Source organism: Streptomyces sp. AM25 (genome assembly GCF_058146165.1).
Map to the genome: position 1 here is coordinate 1 of NZ_JBKIWN010000028.1, position 18120 is coordinate 18120.

At 70.2% G+C, this 18120-nt stretch carries 18 protein-coding genes, 1 other RNA gene and 3 pseudogenes; 8 read left to right on the forward strand and 14 right to left on the reverse strand.

Annotated features, from left to right (window positions below):
* From ACLHRZ_RS29765 to ACLHRZ_RS29785, 5 genes and pseudogenes are all read right to left on the reverse strand, one after another.
* Nucleotides 1-424 (reverse strand): annotated as a pseudogene (locus ACLHRZ_RS29765) (ACT domain-containing protein); the annotation flags it as partial.
* Nucleotides 425-758: 334 nt separating this feature from the next.
* Nucleotides 759-3083: a HelD family protein gene (locus tag ACLHRZ_RS29770; protein WP_490421663.1), complete on the reverse strand. Its 2325-nt coding sequence runs from the start codon at nt 3081-3083 to the stop codon at nt 759-761.
* Between the two features lie 98 nt (nt 3084-3181).
* Nucleotides 3182-3931: an anti-sigma factor family protein gene (locus tag ACLHRZ_RS29775; RefSeq protein WP_490421664.1), complete on the reverse strand. Its 750-nt coding sequence runs from the start codon at nt 3929-3931 to the stop codon at nt 3182-3184.
* Entirely contained in the window at nt 3928-4416 is a 489-nt protein-coding gene (locus tag ACLHRZ_RS29780) for a sigma-70 family RNA polymerase sigma factor (protein WP_490421709.1), read from the reverse strand. Before ACLHRZ_RS29780 ends, ACLHRZ_RS29775 begins: the two co-directional genes overlap by 4 nt.
* A 130-nt stretch (nt 4417-4546) precedes the next feature.
* Entirely contained in the window at nt 4547-5143 is a 597-nt protein-coding gene (locus ACLHRZ_RS29785; protein ID WP_490421665.1) for a CGNR zinc finger domain-containing protein, read from the reverse strand.
* Nucleotides 5144-5688: 545 nt separating this feature from the next.
* On the opposite strand from ACLHRZ_RS29785, the gene ACLHRZ_RS29790 reads away from it, so the two are divergent.
* From ACLHRZ_RS29790 to ACLHRZ_RS29800, 3 genes are all read left to right on the forward strand, one after another.
* Nucleotides 5689-6588: a helix-turn-helix domain-containing protein gene (locus ACLHRZ_RS29790; RefSeq protein ID WP_490421666.1), complete on the forward strand. Its 900-nt coding sequence runs from the start codon at nt 5689-5691 to the stop codon at nt 6586-6588.
* A 106-nt stretch (nt 6589-6694) separates the two neighbouring features.
* On the forward strand, nt 6695-7048 hold the full coding sequence (locus ACLHRZ_RS29795; RefSeq protein WP_490421667.1) for a hypothetical protein: 354 nt from the start codon (nt 6695-6697) through the stop codon (nt 7046-7048).
* A gap of 323 nt (nt 7049-7371) precedes the next feature.
* On the forward strand, nt 7372-7557 hold the full coding sequence (locus ACLHRZ_RS29800; protein ID WP_490421668.1) for a DUF397 domain-containing protein: 186 nt from the start codon (nt 7372-7374) through the stop codon (nt 7555-7557).
* A gap of 29 nt (nt 7558-7586) precedes the next feature.
* Here ACLHRZ_RS29800 and ACLHRZ_RS29805 read toward each other — a convergent pair.
* Nucleotides 7587-7958: pseudogene (locus ACLHRZ_RS29805) on the reverse strand (ATP-binding protein); the annotation flags it as partial.
* An 88-nt stretch (nt 7959-8046) separates the two neighbouring features.
* Here ACLHRZ_RS29805 and ACLHRZ_RS29810 point away from each other — a divergent pair.
* Together ACLHRZ_RS29810 and ACLHRZ_RS29815 are read left to right on the forward strand one after the other, a co-directional pair.
* Complete coding sequence (locus ACLHRZ_RS29810; protein WP_490421669.1) at nt 8047-8874, forward strand: helix-turn-helix domain-containing protein; 828 nt, start codon at nt 8047-8049, stop codon at nt 8872-8874.
* Nucleotides 8871-9044: a DUF397 domain-containing protein gene (locus ACLHRZ_RS29815; protein ID WP_490421670.1), complete on the forward strand. Its 174-nt coding sequence runs from the start codon at nt 8871-8873 to the stop codon at nt 9042-9044. The genes ACLHRZ_RS29810 and ACLHRZ_RS29815 overlap by 4 nt, the downstream gene beginning before the upstream one ends.
* Here the strand turns inward: ACLHRZ_RS29815 and ACLHRZ_RS29820 are convergent.
* The gene (locus ACLHRZ_RS29820; protein ID WP_490421671.1) at nt 9041-9610 is read right to left on the reverse strand and encodes a hypothetical protein; all 570 of its coding nucleotides are present in this window, start codon (nt 9608-9610) and stop codon (nt 9041-9043) included. The two genes, ACLHRZ_RS29815 and ACLHRZ_RS29820, sit on opposite strands and share 4 nt — an antisense overlap.
* A gap of 272 nt (nt 9611-9882) precedes the next feature.
* On the opposite strand from ACLHRZ_RS29820, the gene ACLHRZ_RS29825 reads away from it, so the two are divergent.
* Complete coding sequence (locus ACLHRZ_RS29825; RefSeq protein WP_490421672.1) at nt 9883-10290, forward strand: peptidase inhibitor family I36 protein; 408 nt, start codon at nt 9883-9885, stop codon at nt 10288-10290.
* Between the two features lie 154 nt (nt 10291-10444).
* On the opposite strand, the pseudogene ACLHRZ_RS29830 reads toward ACLHRZ_RS29825, so the two are convergent.
* A pseudogene (locus ACLHRZ_RS29830) lies at nt 10445-11044 on the reverse strand (GNAT family N-acetyltransferase); the annotation flags it as partial.
* Between ACLHRZ_RS29830 and ACLHRZ_RS29835 the strand changes: the two are divergent.
* On the forward strand, nt 10979-12286 hold the full coding sequence (locus ACLHRZ_RS29835) for a hypothetical protein (protein WP_490421711.1): 1308 nt from the start codon (nt 10979-10981) through the stop codon (nt 12284-12286). The pseudogene ACLHRZ_RS29830 and the gene ACLHRZ_RS29835 sit on opposite strands and share 66 nt — an antisense overlap.
* A gap of 24 nt (nt 12287-12310) precedes the next feature.
* Here the strand turns inward: ACLHRZ_RS29835 and ACLHRZ_RS29840 are convergent, their stop codons facing one another.
* The 6 genes from ACLHRZ_RS29840 to ftsE all read right to left on the reverse strand — a co-directional run bounded on the left by ACLHRZ_RS29840 (nt 12311) and on the right by ftsE (nt 17527).
* On the reverse strand, nt 12311-13477 hold the full coding sequence (locus ACLHRZ_RS29840) for a hypothetical protein (protein WP_490421673.1): 1167 nt from the start codon (nt 13475-13477) through the stop codon (nt 12311-12313).
* Nucleotides 13478-13596: 119 nt separating this feature from the next.
* Nucleotides 13597-13966, reverse strand: a transfer-messenger RNA (tmRNA) gene (gene ssrA, locus ACLHRZ_RS29845).
* A gap of 102 nt (nt 13967-14068) precedes the next feature.
* A complete protein-coding gene (smpB, locus tag ACLHRZ_RS29850) occupies nt 14069-14557 on the reverse strand; it encodes an SsrA-binding protein SmpB (protein ID WP_490421674.1) in 489 nt (162 codons plus the stop codon).
* A gap of 18 nt (nt 14558-14575) precedes the next feature.
* Nucleotides 14576-15805, reverse strand: coding sequence for a S41 family peptidase (locus ACLHRZ_RS29855; protein WP_490421675.1), 1230 nt, complete (start codon nt 15803-15805; stop codon nt 14576-14578).
* 78 nt (nt 15806-15883) lie between these two features.
* Nucleotides 15884-16798 (reverse strand): permease-like cell division protein FtsX, encoded by a 915-nt coding sequence (ftsX, locus tag ACLHRZ_RS29860; protein ID WP_490421676.1) that lies wholly within the window; start codon nt 16796-16798, stop codon nt 15884-15886.
* Between the two features lie 39 nt (nt 16799-16837).
* Nucleotides 16838-17527 (reverse strand): cell division ATP-binding protein FtsE, encoded by a 690-nt coding sequence (gene ftsE, locus ACLHRZ_RS29865; protein ID WP_171087956.1) that lies wholly within the window; start codon nt 17525-17527, stop codon nt 16838-16840.
* Nucleotides 17528-17806: 279 nt separating this feature from the next.
* Between ftsE and ACLHRZ_RS29870 the strand changes: the two genes are divergently transcribed.
* The gene (locus ACLHRZ_RS29870; protein ID WP_490421677.1) at nt 17807-18001 is read left to right on the forward strand and encodes a hypothetical protein; all 195 of its coding nucleotides are present in this window, start codon (nt 17807-17809) and stop codon (nt 17999-18001) included.
* Nucleotides 18002-18120: the final 119 nt, after the last annotated feature.

The window sequence follows — 18120 nt, forward strand, 5'->3', positions numbered from 1 at the left end:
CCGAGTTCCGCTTGATCGTCAGACGCCGGGCGTCCTCGGGGTTCTCCGCGATCGCCATGCACACCCGGGCCACACCGGGGGTGTAGACCATGGACAGGTCGTCACGGTTGCGGATCGGGTGCTTGGACGCCATCTCGATCTTGCCGCCCAGGTGCATCAGGAACGTACGGTCCGAGACCTTGCCCAGCACCACGCCCTCGATGCCGCGCAGCTTCTCCACGATCTCGTCCGCGTGCTCGGTCGAGGTCGTCGCCATCGTCACGTCGATGCGCAGCTTCTCGTGGCCGGAGGCGGTCACGTCCAGGCCGGTGACCGAACCGCCCGAGGATTCCACGGCCGTGGTGAGCTGGCTGACGGCGGTCCCGCTCGCGGGAACCTCCAGTCGGACGGTCATCGAGTACGAGACGCTAGGCGCCGTTGCCATGGCCGCTTTCCTCTGCTTTCCCTGTTCTTTACGTTTTCCCCGTCGCGGGGGCGCGACGTTCGATCGTCGCACCTACTGACCGGTAGGCGGTAACCGGTCAAGAAGACGCAAAACACTGTACGGAAACCATCAGGGCGCCCCTCGAACGACGAGGGACGCCCTGTGGAACGTCTGGTGACACCGACCCGCCATGCTCGCCTCGCGGCAAGTGGTCGCTCGAAGCGACGAAGGTTGGGCCCGGGGGCTTGGATCGAGCCGGTGCCGTACCCAGGCTAACAAACGCTCTCCCGAAAGTAATTCCTCAGGGCAGGACCCCGGCGGGAGGACCGCCCGTTCAGTCCCGCAGCAGGTCCGGCACCCCGAGCGCGTCCGGGTCGTCGCGCTCGCCCGAGAGCACCGTCAGCCGCTGCGTGGCACGGGTGAGCGCCACGTAGAGCACGCGCAGACCCGCCGGGGACTCGTCCGCGATCTCCGCGGGCGAGACCACGAGCGTGGCGTCGTACTCCAGGCCCTTGGCCTCCAGGCTGCCCAGCACCACCACGCGGTCGCCGAGCCCGGCCAGCCACCCGCGCGCCTCGGTGCGGCGACCCATGGGGACGACCACGCCGACCGTGCCGTCCACGTCGGCCAGCAGGTGCAGCGCCTCGCGCCGCACGGACGCGCCGAGTTCGGGCCCGGCGACGGTGAACCGGGGCTCCAGGCCCGTCGAGCGCACGGCCCGCGGCGCCTGCATGCCCGGCATCGCCAACGCCAGGACCTTTGCGGCGAGTTCGGCGATCTCGGCGGGGTTGCGGTAGTTCACGGTCAGCTCGAAGCGGCGGCGCGGGCGGGTGCCCAGCGCCTCGTCCCGGGCCTCGGCCGCCTCGTCCGGGGCGGACCAGGAGGACTGTGCCGGGTCGCCGACGACCGTCCACGTGGCGGTACGGCCGCGGCGGCCGACCATGCGCCACTGCATGGGCGTCAGGTCCTGCGCCTCGTCGACGATGACGTGCGCGTAGTCCCGGCGCTCCTGGGCCAGCCGCTCGGCCCGCTCGCGGCGCGACTCCGAGCGCTGCGGCATCAGTTCCTCCAGCCCGGTGAGCTGGTCCAGCGGGTCCAGGTCGCGGGCCGGCTTCGGCCGGGCCGGGACGCCGAGCAGCGCCTCCAGCTCGTCCAGCAGCGCCACGTCGTGCACCGACAGCCGGCCGTGGCCGGTGGCGTCCAGGCGGCGCAGCGAACGGGCCGTCAGCCGGACCTCACGCGGGTTGAGCACCCGGCGCGACCAGCGCGACAGCCGCTTCTCGTCGGCCATGCAGGCCAGCACGCGGCGCGGGGTGAGCTCGGGCCACCAGGCGGCGAGGAAGGCGGTGAAGTCGTCCTCGGTGGTGATGTCCTCGTCGAAGGCGGAGCGTGCCTCGGCGGCGAGTTCGGGGTCGGTGTAGCGGCGGGGGCCGCCGGCCTTCGACCACAGGGCGTCGAGGATCAGCCGACGGGCGCGCGGCCGCAGGAGGTTGACGGGCGCGGTGCCGCCGAGGGCGGTCTGCCGGATGCGCTGGAGCTCGTCGGCGCCCAGCTCGATGCGGCCGCCGAAGGCGACGACGCGCAGCCGGCCGGGCTGGTCCGGCGTCTCCAGCGCGCCGCGCACGGCCTTGCGCAGCACCTTGAGCATGCGCGACGAGCCCTTGACGCGGGCGACGGACGGCTCGTCGTACGTGTCGGCCTCCGCGCCGTCCACCAGGGAGCCGACCGCGCGGATGGCGACCTGGCCCTCCTCGCCGAGCGACGGCAGGACGCCCTCGGTGTAGGCGACGAGCAGCGGTGTCGGGGAGACCACGAGGATGCCGCCCGCGTAGCGCCGGCGGTCCTGGTAGAGCAGGTAGGCCGCGCGGTGCAGGGCGACGGCGGTCTTGCCGGTGCCCGGGCCGCCCTCGACCTCGGTGACCGAGGCGGCGGGGGCGCGGATGACCAGGTCCTGCTCGGCCTGGATGGAGGAGACGATGTCCCGCATGGAGTGGCTGCGGGCCTGGCCGAGGGCGGCCATCAGCGCACCGTCGCCGACGACGGGCAGCGCGGCGCCGTCGAGGGTGGAGGTCAGCTCGGGGCGCAGCAGGTCGTCCTCGACGCCGAGGACCCGGCGGCCCTTGGAGCGGATGACGCGGCGGCGGACGACCCGGCCGGGCGCCACCGGCGTGGCCCGGTAGAAGGGGGCGGCGGCGGGCGCCCGCCAGTCGATGACCAGCGGCGAGTAGTCGGAGTCCAGGACGCCGATGCGGCCGATGTGCAGGGTCTCGGCGATCTCGGCGCGGTCGCCCCGGACGGCGTCGTCGGCGGGATCGACGGAGGTGTAGGCGCCGTCGGGGCCCTTCTTGCCGTCCTTGCCGAGGAGCAGGTCGATGCGGCCGAAGAGGAAGTCCTCGAACTCGTTGTTCAGCCGGTTGAGATGCACCCCGGCGCGGAACACCTGGGCGTCCCGCTCGGCGAGCGCGCCCGGCGTGCCGACCTGGCCGCGCTTGGCGGCGTCGTCCATGAGGAACTCCGCCTCGCGGATCTTCTCCTCGAGACGGCGGTACACCCGGTCCAGATGGTGCTGTTCTGCACCGATCTCTCGGTCGCGGACCCCTTCCGGCTCCTTTGCCGGTCCTGTCGCCACCTGCACGTCCGTGGCGTTCTGCGCGGCCACCCAGGCCCCCTTCTGCTGTGCGTAGGGCAGCCGTCAACCGTACGCGAACAGGGGTACTGAGCGCACCTGTCAGGACATGAGGGGTTTGCCACGATGGGTCATACGTTCTGCATGTTGACAGTGGCCAGATGACGGCCGTCGAGGGTACGGACCTCGAAGCGCGCGATCTCGTCGCGGTTGAAGGCCGTGCCGCCGTGCGTGTAGAGGGGCTCCGAGGCCCACTTGTCGCCGCCCTTGTCGATCCCGTAGCCGGAGGCCGGGACGGCCCAGGTGGTGACGGTCTGCGTCCGGCCGTTCTTGCCGACGGCGACGAGGTCGCAGCTCAGCGGCCCCTTGACGTTGGCGAGCTTGAGGACGACGCGGGTGCCCCAGGGCTTGGCCGCGAGCGAGACGGTCGCGTCGACACCGGTGCCGGGGTCGACGGCCCCGTACTTGTCGCCCTCCTCGTACATCTGCTGGGCCATGCTCGTGCCGGTGTGGTCCGGCTCGCCCTCCGCCGTGACGGCCAGGGCCGCCAGCGGCCCGGCGACGATCATCGCGGAGGCCGCGCCGGCCAGGCACACCCGCCGCACGCGCTGCCTGCGGCGGGTCACGGCGACGTGCTCCAGCAGCGCGGGGAGCAGCTCGGGGCGGGGCACGGCCGCGCCCACCGCCTCCTCGTGCGGGGGCATCGACTCCTTGTAGTCGGCGAGGAGCGGGGTCAGACCCATCAGACCGTCGAGCTCGGCGGCGCACCGGGGGCACGCGGCGAGGTGCTCCTCGAAGCGCGCGGCGTCCGCCGCGTCGAGGACGCCGAGTGCATAGGCGCCGACGTCGGTGTGGTCGGTGTGCCGTGCCGGCCCGATCATGGCGTCACCCCTCGTTCCTCGAGCGAGACCTTCATCGAGCGCAGGGCGTAGAAGACCCGGGACCTGACGGTCCCCGCGGGCACGCCCAGCGTCTCTGCGGCCTCATTCACCGTTCTTCCCCTGAAATAGGTCTCGATCAACGCCTCCCGGTGGGCTTCGGAGAGATCGCCCAGCGCGTCGGAAATGGTCATGAGGCGCAGCGCCCGGTCGATCTCGTCGGCCGCCGGGATGACGTCCAGCGGCGCCGCGTCGACCTCCTGCGGGCGTGCCTGCCTGCTGCGGTGGCCGTCGATGACGATCCGCCGCGCCACGGTGACCAGCCAGGGCCGGACCGAGGAGGGCGAGCCGCGCAGCCGGTCGGCATTGCGCCAGGCGCGCAGCAGCGTCTCCTGGACGACGTCCTCCGCGCGCTGGCGGTCACCGGCCACCAGCCGCGAGACGAAGGCGAGAAGCGGGCCCGCGTGCTCCGCGTAGAGAGCCCGCATCAGGTCCTCGTCACGGCTCGTCCTGTCGGCCACGCCCGCATCCTTGCGCACGCGTTCCCCTCGGGTCGAGGGCGTGAACACCCACGGAGATTCCTTTCAACCGTGGGTACGGGCAGATGGCCGAATCCGTTCAGTCCGCGGCCGCCCCCGCCCGGCGCCGGTGCCGGGCGACCCGCTCCCGGTTGCCGCACACCTCGCTGGAGCACCAGCGCCTGCGGCGCCCCCGGGAGGTGTCCAGGTAGACCAGTGAGCACTGCTCGCCCGCGCAGCGCCGCAGCTGGCCGCGGGCGACGGGGTCGGTGAGCAGGTCCACCGCGTCCCGGGCGACCTGCCCGAGGAGCGCCCCGCAGTCGGGGGCGCCGGCGAGGCTCCGTACGAGCCTCCCGTCGGCGCCCCGGCCCGCCTGCAGGGCGGGCGGCGCGGTGGCGGCCAGCGCGTTGACCCGCTCCAGGTCGGGGTCGGCGGCCCGCCCGTCGACCTCGGCGTGCACCACGCGGTGCAGCAGGTCGCGCGCCGCACGGAACCGCGCGACCCAGCCCGCGTCCACGGCGCCGAGCGGGGTGCCCGGGGGCACGATCCCGGCACCCCGCAGCCATGCCCTCAACCGCTCGGGCGTATCGAGCCGGTCCACCGGCTCCTCGCCGCGCCGCCCGTCGACCGTGGCCACCAGATCGAGGCAGAGCCGCCCGGAGTCGAACCGCAGCGCGTAGGCCGTCGCCGCCGCCATGCGCGTCACACCTTTTCCTGTTGGGAGAGGCTCCCCCCGCCGCCCCCAGGGTGCCGGGTCGGGCGCGCGCCCGGAAGGGCTTCGGGATGCCTACGCCCGTACGCCGGGTGGGCGCCGGGCGGTTGACGGAGGGGCGGTGCGGGGGGTGGCGTACGGGTACGCCCGCTGTTGGGGGCAAATTGGCTGCGCAGGCGCCGAGTTGGCGGGGCGGTCCGCCGCATACCGTGCACGGGGTCCGTTGCGCAAGCGGCGGGTGATTGTCGGATCTTGGGATCCACTCGCCCGCCGTCCGGGATCACGCTGCTGAGCTGGGGCGACGCTACGCCGTTCGAGATCGCCGGGCCGTGGCGCCCTGGCATTGATCGACTTCGCTCCATTAAAGAGGTACCGGCCCGCTGGCGAGCAGTCGGCGCGCCAGCCCTTTGCCAGGTGGCAAATCGTCTCTCACACCGCCGGCACAGGCACTGAAGACCACCCACCAGACTGCTAACTTGCAGATTGCCAGGGGCTGTTGAGGACCTGGCCGTCGGGAAGGACCAGAGATCGTGGCTACTCCGGGAGCCGTGGTACAGCGGCGACAACTGCGCACAGAGCTCAAGAAGGCCCGCACCAAAGCCGGCCTCACACAGCTGGAAGTGGCTGCGCGGATGGACTGGAGCCCCTCCAAGCTCATCCGGATCGAAGCCGGTCAGGTGGGCGTTTCCCGGAACGACCTGCTGGCGCTGCTCACCGCCTACGGCGTGACCGGCCAGGACAAGATCGACTACATCCTCGAACTGGCCCGTGCCAGCAGGAAGATGCCGTACCGGGAATACCGCGGCCTGTTCGACAAGCCGACCATGGACCTTCTCGAGTACGAGATGGCGGCGTCCATCGTCCGCTCCTTCGAACCGCTGCTCATTCCCGGCATGCTCCAGACCGAGGAATACATGCGGGCTCTGGCCGTGTCCTACGCGCCGGACATCGTCGGGACCCAGCTCGACCGGCTCGTGGAAGCACGGCAGCAGCGACAGGAGCTGCTGGAGCGCGTGGAACGGCCCGAGCTCTTCTACGTCCTCGACGAGGCGGCGGTCCGCCGCTGGATCGGCGGCCCCAGGGTGATGACGGCGCAGTTGCAGCACCTCAAGGACCTTGCATCCCGGCCCGGCATCTCCATCCAGGTCCTGCCGTTCGCCCTCGGCGCCCACGCGGGCCTGCGCGGTCCCTTCGTCCTCCTCGAATTCGACGCGGAGATGGACGACATCCTCTATCTGGAGAACAACCCTCTCGGGGAACCCATTTTCAGCGACGAAACCGACAAGACGACCCAGTTCCTGGAGCGGTTCTGGGAACTGGAACGGCTCGTACCGCGAGAGGACCTCCCCCGCATGCTGGACCGCGTGATCCAGGAGATGAGCGAACCGGCGACGGTCTCCTCGTCGGACGGGATGGAGGGCGAGACGTAGCCGAAACAGTCCCCACCGTCGTGGCGACCGGTCACAAGCGGGTTGATATCGGAGCGATTCGTGAAAAGCATAGCCAGCCGGGCGCATACCGATGAGTTGCGGCATCATGACCGACCATGACGACGGGACCGGCCGGGAACGCGCATCGGGACTGTGGGCCCTCTGGGACATCGTCAGGGAGGTCCTGCGCAGCGTCGTGTCCGACTCACGCCGGACACGCAATCTCATCCTCCTCGTCAACATCACCATGCTCTGTGCCGCGATCTTCGTCGCCGTCGTCGTGGCAGCGCTGCTGACAGTCTGGTTCTGGCTGTCGTCCCACCCCTCCGGCTGGCTGGAGGCCGCAGCGCTGTGCGGCGGCGTGGGAACCGTCTCCGGGGTGCGCTACCTGTGGTTGCGCACCCCGCGCAGGGTCAGCCCGACGCGTCACGAGGAGGAAACAGACAAGCCAGCCGACTGATCAGAGCCGGTGCGGCCCACCCTGCTGCAAGCATCACCAGCACCGAAGTCACCACGTGGAAAAGCACGTTGCCGCCGGCTGCGGAGGCCGCGAGCTGTCCCGCCCCCGCTGCCGCGACGCCTGCGGCCAGGACGTATGCGGTCCACAACACAGCCTTGGCACTCCGGGGCGGACGGGCTGGAGCCATGGCGCCTCCTCCGGCAGAAGGGGTACGCCCCTCGAACCAGGCTAGGGGATGGACCCGGAGGCCGGAACCGTTGGTACAAACGGCACCCGGGAGGGAATACCGCCCCTTGGCCGACCGATCCGGGGAGGGGACCCGCATGGGCGATCAGGACTCTCGTTCACGGTGGCGGAGGAGCAGTTTTTCGACAACCGGGGGAAACTGTCTGGAAGTTGCTTTTGCAGGCTGGGCCGTACGAGTGCGCGACTCGAACTCTCCCGAAAGTCCGGAGCTCGCATTCCCGGACCCCGCCTGGGAAGAATTCATAGCGAGGTTATGCGGATAGCCCACCGCGAATTCGCACCACACCACCTTGCCGGGGTCGCGCTCGCCGACGCCCCACTTGTCGGCGAGGGTGTCGACGATACGGAGCCCACGACCGCCGTCGGCCATGGCCTCCGGCGGGAGGATGCGGGGGCACCCCGCGCCGCTGTCGTGCACCTCGACGCGGAACGTGCGGTTCTCCAGCAGCCACAGGTGGACGAGGAAACCGCGCCCCTGCGGGACGCCGTGCCGGAGGGCGTTGGTGGTGAGCTCGCTGACGCAGAGGGTGATCTCACGGGAGCGGTTTTCGATTTCCCATCGTTTGAGGGTTTCCCTGGCGAACTCCCGTGCGGGGGCGATGGCCCGCATGGTGCGGCGGTAGAACCTCTTGCGGAAGAGGGGGAGTTCGGGTTGCTCGTTCATACCGCAACGGTTGCAGGGGGTTACTAGGGTGGGCCAGCGAGTGGGGGCGTACGTATCCGTGAGTACGGTTGGCCTTGGGGGCACTTTCGTGCAGAACCGCAAGAACGCTAAGAAGCAGCAGACCTCGTCCAAGGGCCTCGTAGGTGAGGTACTTGCGCAGCTCCGCAAGAATGCAGCGCTGACACAGCCCGAGCTCGCAAAGCTGCTGTGCGTTCACGAGGAGACGATCGCCTCCATTGAGCAGGGACGACGGTCCCTGTTGCCGGACTTGGCCGAGAAGCTGGATCGCATCCTCAACGCCGGCGGCGTACTGATCGTCGCGGCACGACACGTGCTGGTCCAGGAGAAGTTCCCAGTGCGCGTACAGGAGTTCATGCTTCACGAGCAGGAAGCCATCGCACTCTCGTCATACGAGAACGTACTCATCCCCGGCCTGCTCCAGACAGAGGCCTACGCTCGCGCTGTCTTCCGTACCGCCGTGCCTGCCCTCACGGTGGATGAGATCGAGCGAAGGGTGACCGCTCGCTTGGAGCGTCAAGTCGTGCTCCACCGCAATGCACCCATCACAGCCAGCTTTGTCATCAACGAGGCTGTCCTGATGAGCCGGATCGGCGGATACGCAGTCATGAACGAACAGATCCGCCACCTACGCTCCTGTGCAGACCTACCCGGAGTGTCCATCCAGATCTTGGAGCTCGACTGCGAGTGCCATGCCGGACTCAGCGGACCGTTCGTCCTGCTGGAAACCCCTGATCACCAGCATCTGGCGTACACCGGTGCCCAGCGCAGCAGCCAACTCATTGCCGATCCCGAGGAGGTGAGCATCCTCGCACAAAAGTATGGAATGCTGCGTACACAGGCCCTCAACGCGAAGTCATCCAAGGCCCTGGTGGACCGCTTGCTGGGAGAGACATGAACAGATCGCGCTGGTTCAAGTCGAGTTACAGTGACGAGGAGAACCACGTCTGCGTCGAAGTAGCGTTCTCCCCCGCCACGGTCCTCGTCCGGGACTCCAAGGTGGTCCCGGACGGCCCGAACCTGGCCCTCACCCCCGCCGCCTGGGCGGCGTTCACCAACTCCCTCTAGGAGACCCGGGCAACGCTCAGGATCACGCTCGGGATCAGCGGCCCCTCGCTCGGCTGGGTCGCGTCGAACTTGACGTCATCGCCCTTGGACTTGACCCGCAGGACATCCCCCGCCTTGAGCGGGGTGACGGTCTGGGCCACGACCACGTGCGTGCTGTGCGCAGCGGCCTGACACAGGCGGACGCTGCTGTTGGGGACGTCCTGGTCGTTGACGTTGAACCACGTGTCCGCGCAGCCCCGCGTCGGGTCCTTGCCGCGCTGGACGCCGCCTTCCTCGGTGAAGACCTGCGGGGCGACGACGACCATGTACATACCGTCGTGCTCCACGGTGACCGAGTCCCGGCCGGCCGTGAGGCCGTGGATGCCGTCCACGTGCTCGAACTGCACGGACTTCACGTTGCCGTTCTGCTCCTGGTCGATGCCGGAGGACAGCTGGGCGAAGTCCGAGCCGCCGTGCGCGGCGAGGGGCGGCGGGGGTGCCGCCTTCCCGGTGCCTGCGGTCACAGCGACAGCGGCCACGGCGGCGGCCGCCGCGGCGAGAGCGACGAAGGTGCGGGGCGCGGACACAGGGTGCCTCCCATGCAAATACCAGGAAAGAAACGGCCATAACGTATTGGCGAGGGATGCCCGGTGTGAACCGGAACGTCTGTGCAGCCAACGCCTCTTTCGAATGAGGCCACCGGGTGGCCTGCGCCCCCGAACGACGCCAGGGGCGGCCGGATTTGCACCTTATTCCTACCCGAAATGATGGTTTGGCTCGGCCATGGGCGGAGGCCGGGTCCGGCGGCAGTAGAACAGTCGGACCAGTCGATCCACTCTGCTGATCTCTAGGAGACTGCATGCGCATGAGGTTGACCGCCCTCGTCGTCACCGCCACCGCTCTGCTGGCCGCGGCCGTCGCCGCTCCCCCGGCCACCGCGACGGCACTGCACCACGTGCACCGCTTCGAGGGGACCAACTGCGAACCCGATGCGGGACAGCACCGCCTCTGCATGTTCGGTGACCACGGCTTCAAGGGCGGCGGCGTCGCCCTGGAGGAGGGCGCGAAGGTCTCGCGCCTCGGCGACTTCGGCTTCGACAACACGATGTCGTCCTGGGTGAACGACACCCAGGTCCGCTGCACCTGGTTCACGGACAACGACTTCAAGGGCACGGGGCACGAGCTGAAGCCGGGGCAACGGGCCGAGCTCGGGCCCGACGAGGACAACACCGCCTCGTCCGTCTCCTGCGAGGGCCCGTCCAGCTGAGCGCTCCTCGGGAAGTGCAGTGTGTCAACTGCGGGCTCGTCGTGGCTGTTCGCGCAGTTCCCCGCGCCCCTTTGGGGCGCGATCACGCACTGCAGGACTCCGGAGCGGGGTTGGCGGGCGTGCCCGCCAGCCCCGTTCCCCCGCCGACTGCCGGTCAGTGGGTGCTGATCCGCGCGGCCACGCAGGGGTCCTCGTCGCGGTAGCCGAGGCGGGTGTAGAGCCGGTCCGCAGGGGTGTTGTCGGCAAGCTGCCACAGCGTGCAGAAGCCGTACCGGCGGACGGCGTACCGGGTCAGCCACGAGGTGAGTGCCGCGCCGAGCCCCTGGCCGCGCTGGGTCGCGTCGGTCGCGACGGACGCCATCAGCGGCGCGCCGCTGTCCCGCAGACTGCTCATGGCACCGCACGCCACCAGCCGCCCGTCCGCGTCACGGATCCCCGCCCAGAGACCGACGTCCGAGGAGCCGGGCCCGGTCGAGTGGGCCGGGCTGTGCTCGCTGAGGAAGGCGAGCATTTCGCCGTGGTGCGCCTCGTCCAGCTCGGTCACCCGCTCCTCCGCCGGATGGAGCGGCGGCTCGTCGAGCGTCCAGCGGAAGGCCCAGGCGACCGGGTCGGTCACCGGGAGATGGCGGCCGAGCAGCGCGTCGACGCCCCGCGGTCCGGTGAACTCTCGGACGTTTCCGTTCAGTTGGTGAGCCGCACGGAGGGTGAGCCCGGCCGCGGCGGTCGGTTCGCCGACGCTCCACAGGTGGCCGCGCGGCGTGCGGTGCTGCTCACGGCGGGGACGTACCGGCTCGGCGGCACCGTCAAGGTGGACCGGTCCGGCGTCGTCCTGCGCGGCGCGGGCGAGGGCACCGTGCTCACCGGGACCGGCAAGCCGCACACGCTCGTCTCGGTCGGCGGCTCCGGGACGATCACCCAGAGCGGCGGCGCCTACCCCGTCACCGACTCCTACGTGCCCGTCGGCGCCGGCACCGTCCATGTCGCCGGTGCCGCCGCGCACTTCGCGCGCGGCGACCGCATCGTCGTCCAGCGGCCCATCGAGCAGAACTGGATCCACGCCATCGGCATGGACCGCATTCCGCCGCGTCCCGGGGGCACGCCCAGCGGCCCGTGGAAGCCGAGCGCAGGGCACGAGTTCGAGCGGACGGTCACGCGCGTCAGCGGCGACGCCCTCACCCTCGACGTGCCGCTCCCCCAGGCGCTGGAGAAGCAGTACACCCACGCGTCCGTGTGGAAGTACACCTTCCCCGGCCGGATCAGCGAGGCCGGTGTCGAGAGCCTCTCCGGCAACGGCAAGGCGTTCGAGTCCGACCCGTCCTGGCACGACAGCGGCTACTTCGCCTCCGCACTGGTCAGCGTGGACGCCGCCGAGGACTCCTGGGTGCGCTCGGTCACGGCGAATCGTTTCGGCTCGGCGTTCGCCTTCGGGACCGGTGCGCTGCGCGACAGCATCGTGGACACCCGGTCGCTGGACGCCTCCGTCCCTGCGGACATCCACGCGCAGCCGGTCGCGTACACGCTCAGCGGCCAGCAGACGCTGATCCGTGACTGCCGGGTGACCGGCACCAATCAGCACGCCTGGGCGACCCAGGCACGCATCCCGGGCCCCAACGTGATCACCAACTGTTCGGCGCAGAACACCGGTTCCCGCCTGCTCGACGCGGGACCGCACCAGCGGTGGGCCACCGGCACGCTCTACGACAAGGTCACCATGGCCGCGTCCGGCAAGCTCTCCCTCCACGACCGCCAGTGGATGGGCAGCGGCCAGGGCTGGGCCGGCGCCAACGACGTGGCGTGGAACTGCGCGGTGGGCACGTACGAGGTGGAGAACCCGCCGACCGCCCACAACTGGGCCTTCGGCTGCACCGGCAAGCAGGCCCGGCCGGCCCCCGGCCATCAGGCCGGTGAGTTCCAGTCGTCCGGCACGCACGTCCTGCCGGACAGCCTTTATCAGGAGCAGTTGAAGGAGCGGCTGAAGGAGCGGTCGAAGGGCTAGCGCGGAAAGGCTAGGGCGGAAGGGCTAGGGGCGCGCCGCCCGGCGTCGCCTCATCAGCACCACGCCCACCACTGCCGCAACACCCGCCAGTCCGCCTGCACTTGCCCCGGCGACCACAGCCGTGTCGTCGAAGCCGCTTTCCACCGCGCGCCGTTCGATCCCGGCGACGAGCAGGTGGCCGGTCCGTTTCACGCGGCCGTGATGGCTTATGACCGTCACGGGATAGCGGCCGCTCACCAGGTCGTCCCGCAGCCGGGCCGGGCCGAAGTAGCGGGGATCGTCCCCGTCCCCGGCCTTGCTGTCGTCGCGGCGCAGCGGCACCGGCTGCTCGAAGGCCGGGGACGTCGCCGTCAGGCGGTCCTCCTCGCCCGGATCGGGGGACGCGTCGCGCCACAGCACGTTGACGGTGCCGCCGGGCGTCGCCCGGTGGGCGCCCGTGCGGGCGTCGCCGGGGTGGGCGGTGGGGGCGAAGAAGGCGGGGCCGCGCGCCCGGCCGACGTAGTCGCGGTCGCCGGGGCGGGCGGCCCGTACCTCCAGCGACTTCTCGTCGACGGTGCGGCCGCGGGCGTCGGCCAGCGTGACCTTGTACGTACCGTCCTTGACCGTGGCCGGCAGCGTCACCAGGGCCGTGAACATCCGCGGGTTGTTCCAGTCGCTGCTCTCCGGGTCGTGGACGAGCCGGACCGGCGCCCGGAAGGCGGGCGAGGAGGCGGTGAAGACGTCGCCCGTCTCGCCGGGCCAGAGGTCGTCGTACGAGATGCCCTGCCGCTCGCCGGGGCGCAGCACCTCGCCCTCGGAGGCCACTTGGAAGACCGGCCGCCGAGCCGCCTTGACCTCGACGTTCTCCTCGGCGACGACCTTGCCGCCCGCGTGCACGCGCAGCGGGTACGAGCCGGGCCGGACGGTCGTCGCGACGGCGGGGCGCGCATGGTGGCCGCGCTCGCCGTGGTGGCGGTACGGGCTGAGGCGCACGCGCTGCGGGAAGACGGGTGAGGTCACCGTGACGTCGCCGTGGGCGCGGACGCCCTGGACATCGATGTCGATCAGTTCGCCGGGGCGGTTGTCGAAGCCGCTGTTGAGGAGCAGGTGCACCCCGCCGGGCCCGTCCCCGGCCCAGGCCGCGGGGGAGGCACCGAGCCACAGCGCTCCCGCAGCACCCAGGACGACCACTGCCGTGCGCGTACGGTTCACGGCGACACCCCCTTGTCGTTCTGTTAAGAGGGCCTGGAGGGGCCGGAGGTTGCACGGTCCGGGGGACGACGAAGGCCCCGCCACCGGTATCGGTGACGAGGCCTTTGCCCACATGGGATGAGTGGAGATGGCGGGAATCGAACCCGCGTCCAACGGTGCAGAATCAGGGCTTCTCCGAGCGCAGTCCGCTGCGATTTTCTCAGCCCCGGAGATCACACGGACAAGTCTCCGACGGGCTCAGTCACTGTTTGGTTTCCCGCTCGGCCCCGTGACCGGGCCTAGCGGTTTAGTTCCCTAGCTGATGCCAGGATCCGGGTCGGGAACAGCCCCGGGCTGACACTTCGCAAGTCGCTACTTAGGCAGCGAGGGCGAAGGAATCGCGCTTGGTGTTGGCGATTATTGGTTGCGACATATGGTTTACGAGATCATTGCCGCTTCCTCGGCTCGCTTCCCCTGCTTCGACATCCGCTGTCGAAACCGATCATCCCCATGTTGTGTTTTCAAGGTGCTCACTCGCCGCAGCGGGTGTGCGAGGCCCATCGTACGTGACCGGGGCCCGGCGGTGCCAGCGAATTCCCGCGGAGCGGAGTGCTACGCCGCGCGCGCCCGCTGGCGCCGCTTCGCCGCCGCGATCGCACGGTCCGACTCGCGCCGGTCCTGCTTCTCGCGGAGCGTCTGCCGCTTGTCGTACTCCTTCTTGCCCTTCGCCAGCGCGATCTCGACCTTGGCCCGGCCGTCCTTGAAGTACAGCGACAGCGGCACGATCGTGTGCCCCGTCTCCTGCGTCTTGGACTGGAGCTTGTCGATCTCCATGCGGTGCAGCAGCAGCTTCCGCTTGCGGCGTGCGCTGTGGTTCGTCCACGTCCCCTGGCTGTACTCGGGGATGTGCACGTTGTGCAGCCACGCCTCGCCGCCGTCGATCTGCACGAAGCCGTCGACCAGGGACGCACGGCCCTGGCGCAGCGACTTGACCTCGGTGCCGGTGAGCACCAGGCCGCACTCGTAGGTGGTCAGGAGGTGGTAGTCGTGCCGCGCCTTCTTGTTCTGCGCGATCAGCTTGCGACCTGTCTCTTTAGCCATAGCGCTGTCATTCTCGCACTACGACCCGCCCCCGAGGCCAGCGAATACTGTGCGGGCCCGCTCCTCGGCGTCGTCCCGGGCGATCACGTCGGGCGCGATGCCGACGCCGTCGACGGCGTGCCCGTCGGGGGTGCGGTAGTGGCCGACGGTGAGCTCGGCGACGGAGCCGTCGGCCAGCCGGCTGGGCATCTGCACGGAGCCCTTGCCGAAGGTGCGGCTGCCCACCAGGACGGCACGGCCGCGGTCCTGGAGCGCGCCGGCCAGCAGCTCGGCGGCGCTCATGGTGCCGCCGTCGACGAGGACGACCAGCGGCCTGCGGGTGTCCCCGCCGCGCTCGGCCCGCAGCACGCAGTGGCGGCCGTGCAGGTCGTACGTGGCGACCACCCCGCCGTCGAGGAAGGCGGAGGCGGCCGAGACGGCCTCGGAGACCAGCCCGCCCGGGCTGCCGCGGAGGTCGAGCAGGATCCCCTCCCCCGGCCCGGCGTCCTGCACCGCGTCGCGGATGCGCGCCCCGGCGCCCTTCACCAGGGGGCCGACCCTGATCCGGGTGAGGGGGCCGCCGGGCCCGTCCGGCCGGTCCACGGTCACGCTCTCGGTGAGCAGACGCTCACGGAGCAGCGTGCGCTCCCACGCACGGCTCCCGCGCTGCAGTCCGAGGCGCACGGGCGTGCCCGGGCGCCCCGCGCCCCAGGCCTTGTCGCCGCGCAGCCGGGCGACCACGTCCGTCACCGGGCGGCCCGTGACGTCGTCGCCGTCGACGGTGCGCAGCCGGTCGCCGGGGGCGAGGCCGGCGCGCGCGGCGGGGCTGCCCGGCCGCACCTCCTCGATCTCCATCCGGCCGCCCGTGCCGCGCCGCGCGGAGAGGCCGACGCCGACGTAGGCGCCGTCCAGGGCGCGTTCGAGACCCTCGTACTCGGCGGCCGTGTAGACCGAGCTCCAGCGGTCGCCGCTGCGGCTGACCACCTCGGAGGCCGCCGCGGAGCCGGACTTGCCGTCCTCGACGGCCTGTTGGGCGGCGGCCTCGACCGCCCGGTCGTCGACGGGCCCGCCGCGGGCCGCGTGTGGGGGAGGGTGATCGGCATCGCCGGCGGAGGCCTCGCGGTGGCGGGCCGGGATACGGGCGTCGTGCGGGCCCGTCGCCCAGGAGCCGGCGGCGGCGCCCGTCGCGAGCACTCCCACGAAGACGAGGGTCAGTGCCGCCGCGCGGCCGGCGCGGCGCTGCGGTACGAACATCGTCGGCCCGGGCATGAGCGGGAGTCTAGGACACCGAAGGGCGCCGTACGGGGAGTTGACCGTACGGCGCCCGTGGCGATCGTCCGGCGCGCGTTACACCTTGAGGTACTTGCGGAGCGCGACGAACGCCGCGAGCGCCGGCATGAGCAGACCGATGGCCAACACCAGCGGAAGCTTGGCCAGAACCGCGTCCCAGCCGATGAACTGGATCACGTCGATGTGGTGCGCGAGCCAGTTGTTCACCAGGAACTCCTGGCCGCAGACGAGCAGCACGCACGCGAAGCCGGCGCCCAGCAGCCCGGCGAAGGCGGCCTCCATGATGAACGGAATCTGGATGTAGAAGCTGGACGCACCGACCAGCCGCATGATCCCGGTCTCCCGGCGGCGGCTGAACGCGGAGACCCGGACCGTGTTGACGATCAGCATCAGCGCGACGACGAGCATCAGGCCCATCACGCCGAGCGCCGCGAAGTTCATGCCGTTGAGGAGATTGAAGAGGTTTTCCAGCAGGGTCTTCTGGTCCTGCACCTCCTGCACACCCGGCCGCTGCGAGAACGCACTGGAGATGACCGCGTATTTGGACGGGTCCTTGAGCTTGACGCGGAAGGATTCCTGCATCTGGTCCGGGGTCAGCGAACCGGCGATCGGGGAGGATTTCCCGAACTGCTCCTTGTAGTGCTTGTAGGCCTCGTCCGCCGTCTCGAACTGGACGTTCTGGACGACCGGCATCTTCTCCAGGTCGGCCTTGATCTGCTTCTTCTGGTCGTCGGTGACGGCGCCCTTGGCGCAGGCGGGCTGCGACTCGACGTCGTTCTTGTTGCAGAGGAAGATCGAGACGTTGACCTTGTCGTACCAGTAGCCCTTCATCGTGCTGACCTGCTCGCGCATGAGCAGGGAACCGCCGAACAGGGCGAGCGAGAGGGCGACGGAGACGATCACCGCGAAGGTCATCGTGAGATTGCGGCGGAGACCGACACCGATCTCCGACAGGACGAACTGGGCGCGCATGGCGTCTTCTCAGTCCCTTTCAGTGCCGTGCAGAGCCGATCAGTGCTGGTAGCCGTAGACGCCGCGCGACTGGTCGCGCACGAGACGGCCCTGCTCCAGCTCGATGACGCGCTTGCGCATCTGGTCGACGATCTGCTGGTCGTGGGTGGCCATGATCACCGTGGTGCCGGTCCGGTTGATCCGGTCCAGCAGCTTCATGATGCCGACGGAGGTCTGCGGGTCGAGGTTGCCGGTCGGCTCGTCGGCGATCAGCAGCAGCGGACGGTTGACGAACGCCCGGGCGATGGCGACGCGCTGCTGCTCACCGCCGGAGAGCTCGCCGGGCATCCGCTCCTCCTTGCCGCCCAGCCCGACCAGTTCCAGCACCTGCGGCACGGCCTTGCGGATCTCGCCGCGCGGCTTGCCGATCACCTCCAGGGCGAACGCGACGTTCTGGCTGACGGTCTTGTTGGGCAGGAGCCGGAAGTCCTGGAAGACGGTGCCCAACTGGCGGCGCATCTGCGGCACTTTCCAGTTGGAGAGCCGGGAGAGGTCCTTGCCGAGCACATGGACCTGGCCGTGGCTGGCCCGCTCCTCCCGCAGCAGAAGCCGCAGAAAAGTGGATTTTCCGGAACCCGAGGACCCGACCAGGAAGACGAACTCGCCTTTCTCGATCTCGAGCGAGACGTCGCGGAGCGCCGGACGGTTCTGCTTCGGGTAGGACTTGGAGACGTTGTCGAATCGGATCACGAGTGCACCACGCTGCGACCTGGGGAGAGAGCGGCACGGAACGCCGCGTTCGCGGCTCCGTCGGTGTGCGTGACCATACGCGAACCACCGGTGCACGCGCAGTCGGCATCCGGGTTCGGCGTGAGTTGTCACGTTTCTGACCGACTCGGCGGGCCCCGGAGCACCGCCGTAGGGGGCTTCACCGGAGCGGACGCGCCGGACGGCGGAAAAGCTGGCAGAGTGGTAAGGGGAACCGCGTGGCCGTCCCGCGCGTTGGACATACCGAAGGAAGGAAATCGCATGACATGCGACCGACTGGTGTGCGCCAACTGCGCGGCCCCCGTCAACGAGGGCCGTTGTCCGGTCTGCCGGGCCAGCCGTGAGCGGCTGCAGCAGCAGGAAGGCATCCTCGGCGCAATCACCCCGGCGGCATTGCTCGCCCTGCTGGTGGCATTGGTCGCGGTCGCCGTTCTCGCCCGCAGCTTCGCGGGGTGAGCGCGCGATTACGCGCAGACGTTTTTCCGGATTCTCCGGCGGTATCCCGTTGACGAACACAGAGTTGACGATCACAGACCTGCAGTGAGGCCCGGAGCGCGCGGCGCGCGCTCCGGGCC

Coding starts and splice junctions, on each gene's coding strand:
- ACLHRZ_RS29815 (WP_490421670.1), top strand. CDS start 8,871: ATGAACAGATCGCGCTGGTTCAAGTCGAGTTACAGTGACGAGGAGAAC.
- ACLHRZ_RS29800 (WP_490421668.1), top strand. CDS start 7,372: ATGGGCGATCAGGACTCTCGTTCACGGTGGCGGAGGAGCAGTTTTTCG.
- ACLHRZ_RS29785 (WP_490421665.1), bottom strand. CDS start 5,143: ATGGCGGCGGCGACGGCCTACGCGCTGCGGTTCGACTCCGGGCGGCTC.
- ACLHRZ_RS29855 (WP_490421675.1), bottom strand. CDS start 15,805: ATGCCCGGGCCGACGATGTTCGTACCGCAGCGCCGCGCCGGCCGCGCG.
- ACLHRZ_RS29795 (WP_490421667.1), top strand. CDS start 6,695: ATGACCGACCATGACGACGGGACCGGCCGGGAACGCGCATCGGGACTG.
- smpB (WP_490421674.1), bottom strand. CDS start 14,557: ATGGCTAAAGAGACAGGTCGCAAGCTGATCGCGCAGAACAAGAAGGCG.
- ACLHRZ_RS29775 (WP_490421664.1), bottom strand. CDS start 3,931: ATGATCGGGCCGGCACGGCACACCGACCACACCGACGTCGGCGCCTAT.
- ACLHRZ_RS29870 (WP_490421677.1), top strand. CDS start 17,807: ATGACATGCGACCGACTGGTGTGCGCCAACTGCGCGGCCCCCGTCAAC.
- ftsX (WP_490421676.1), bottom strand. CDS start 16,798: ATGCGCGCCCAGTTCGTCCTGTCGGAGATCGGTGTCGGTCTCCGCCGC.
- ACLHRZ_RS29780 (WP_490421709.1), bottom strand. CDS start 4,416: ATGCGGGCTCTCTACGCGGAGCACGCGGGCCCGCTTCTCGCCTTCGTC.
- ACLHRZ_RS29825 (WP_490421672.1), top strand. CDS start 9,883: ATGCGCATGAGGTTGACCGCCCTCGTCGTCACCGCCACCGCTCTGCTG.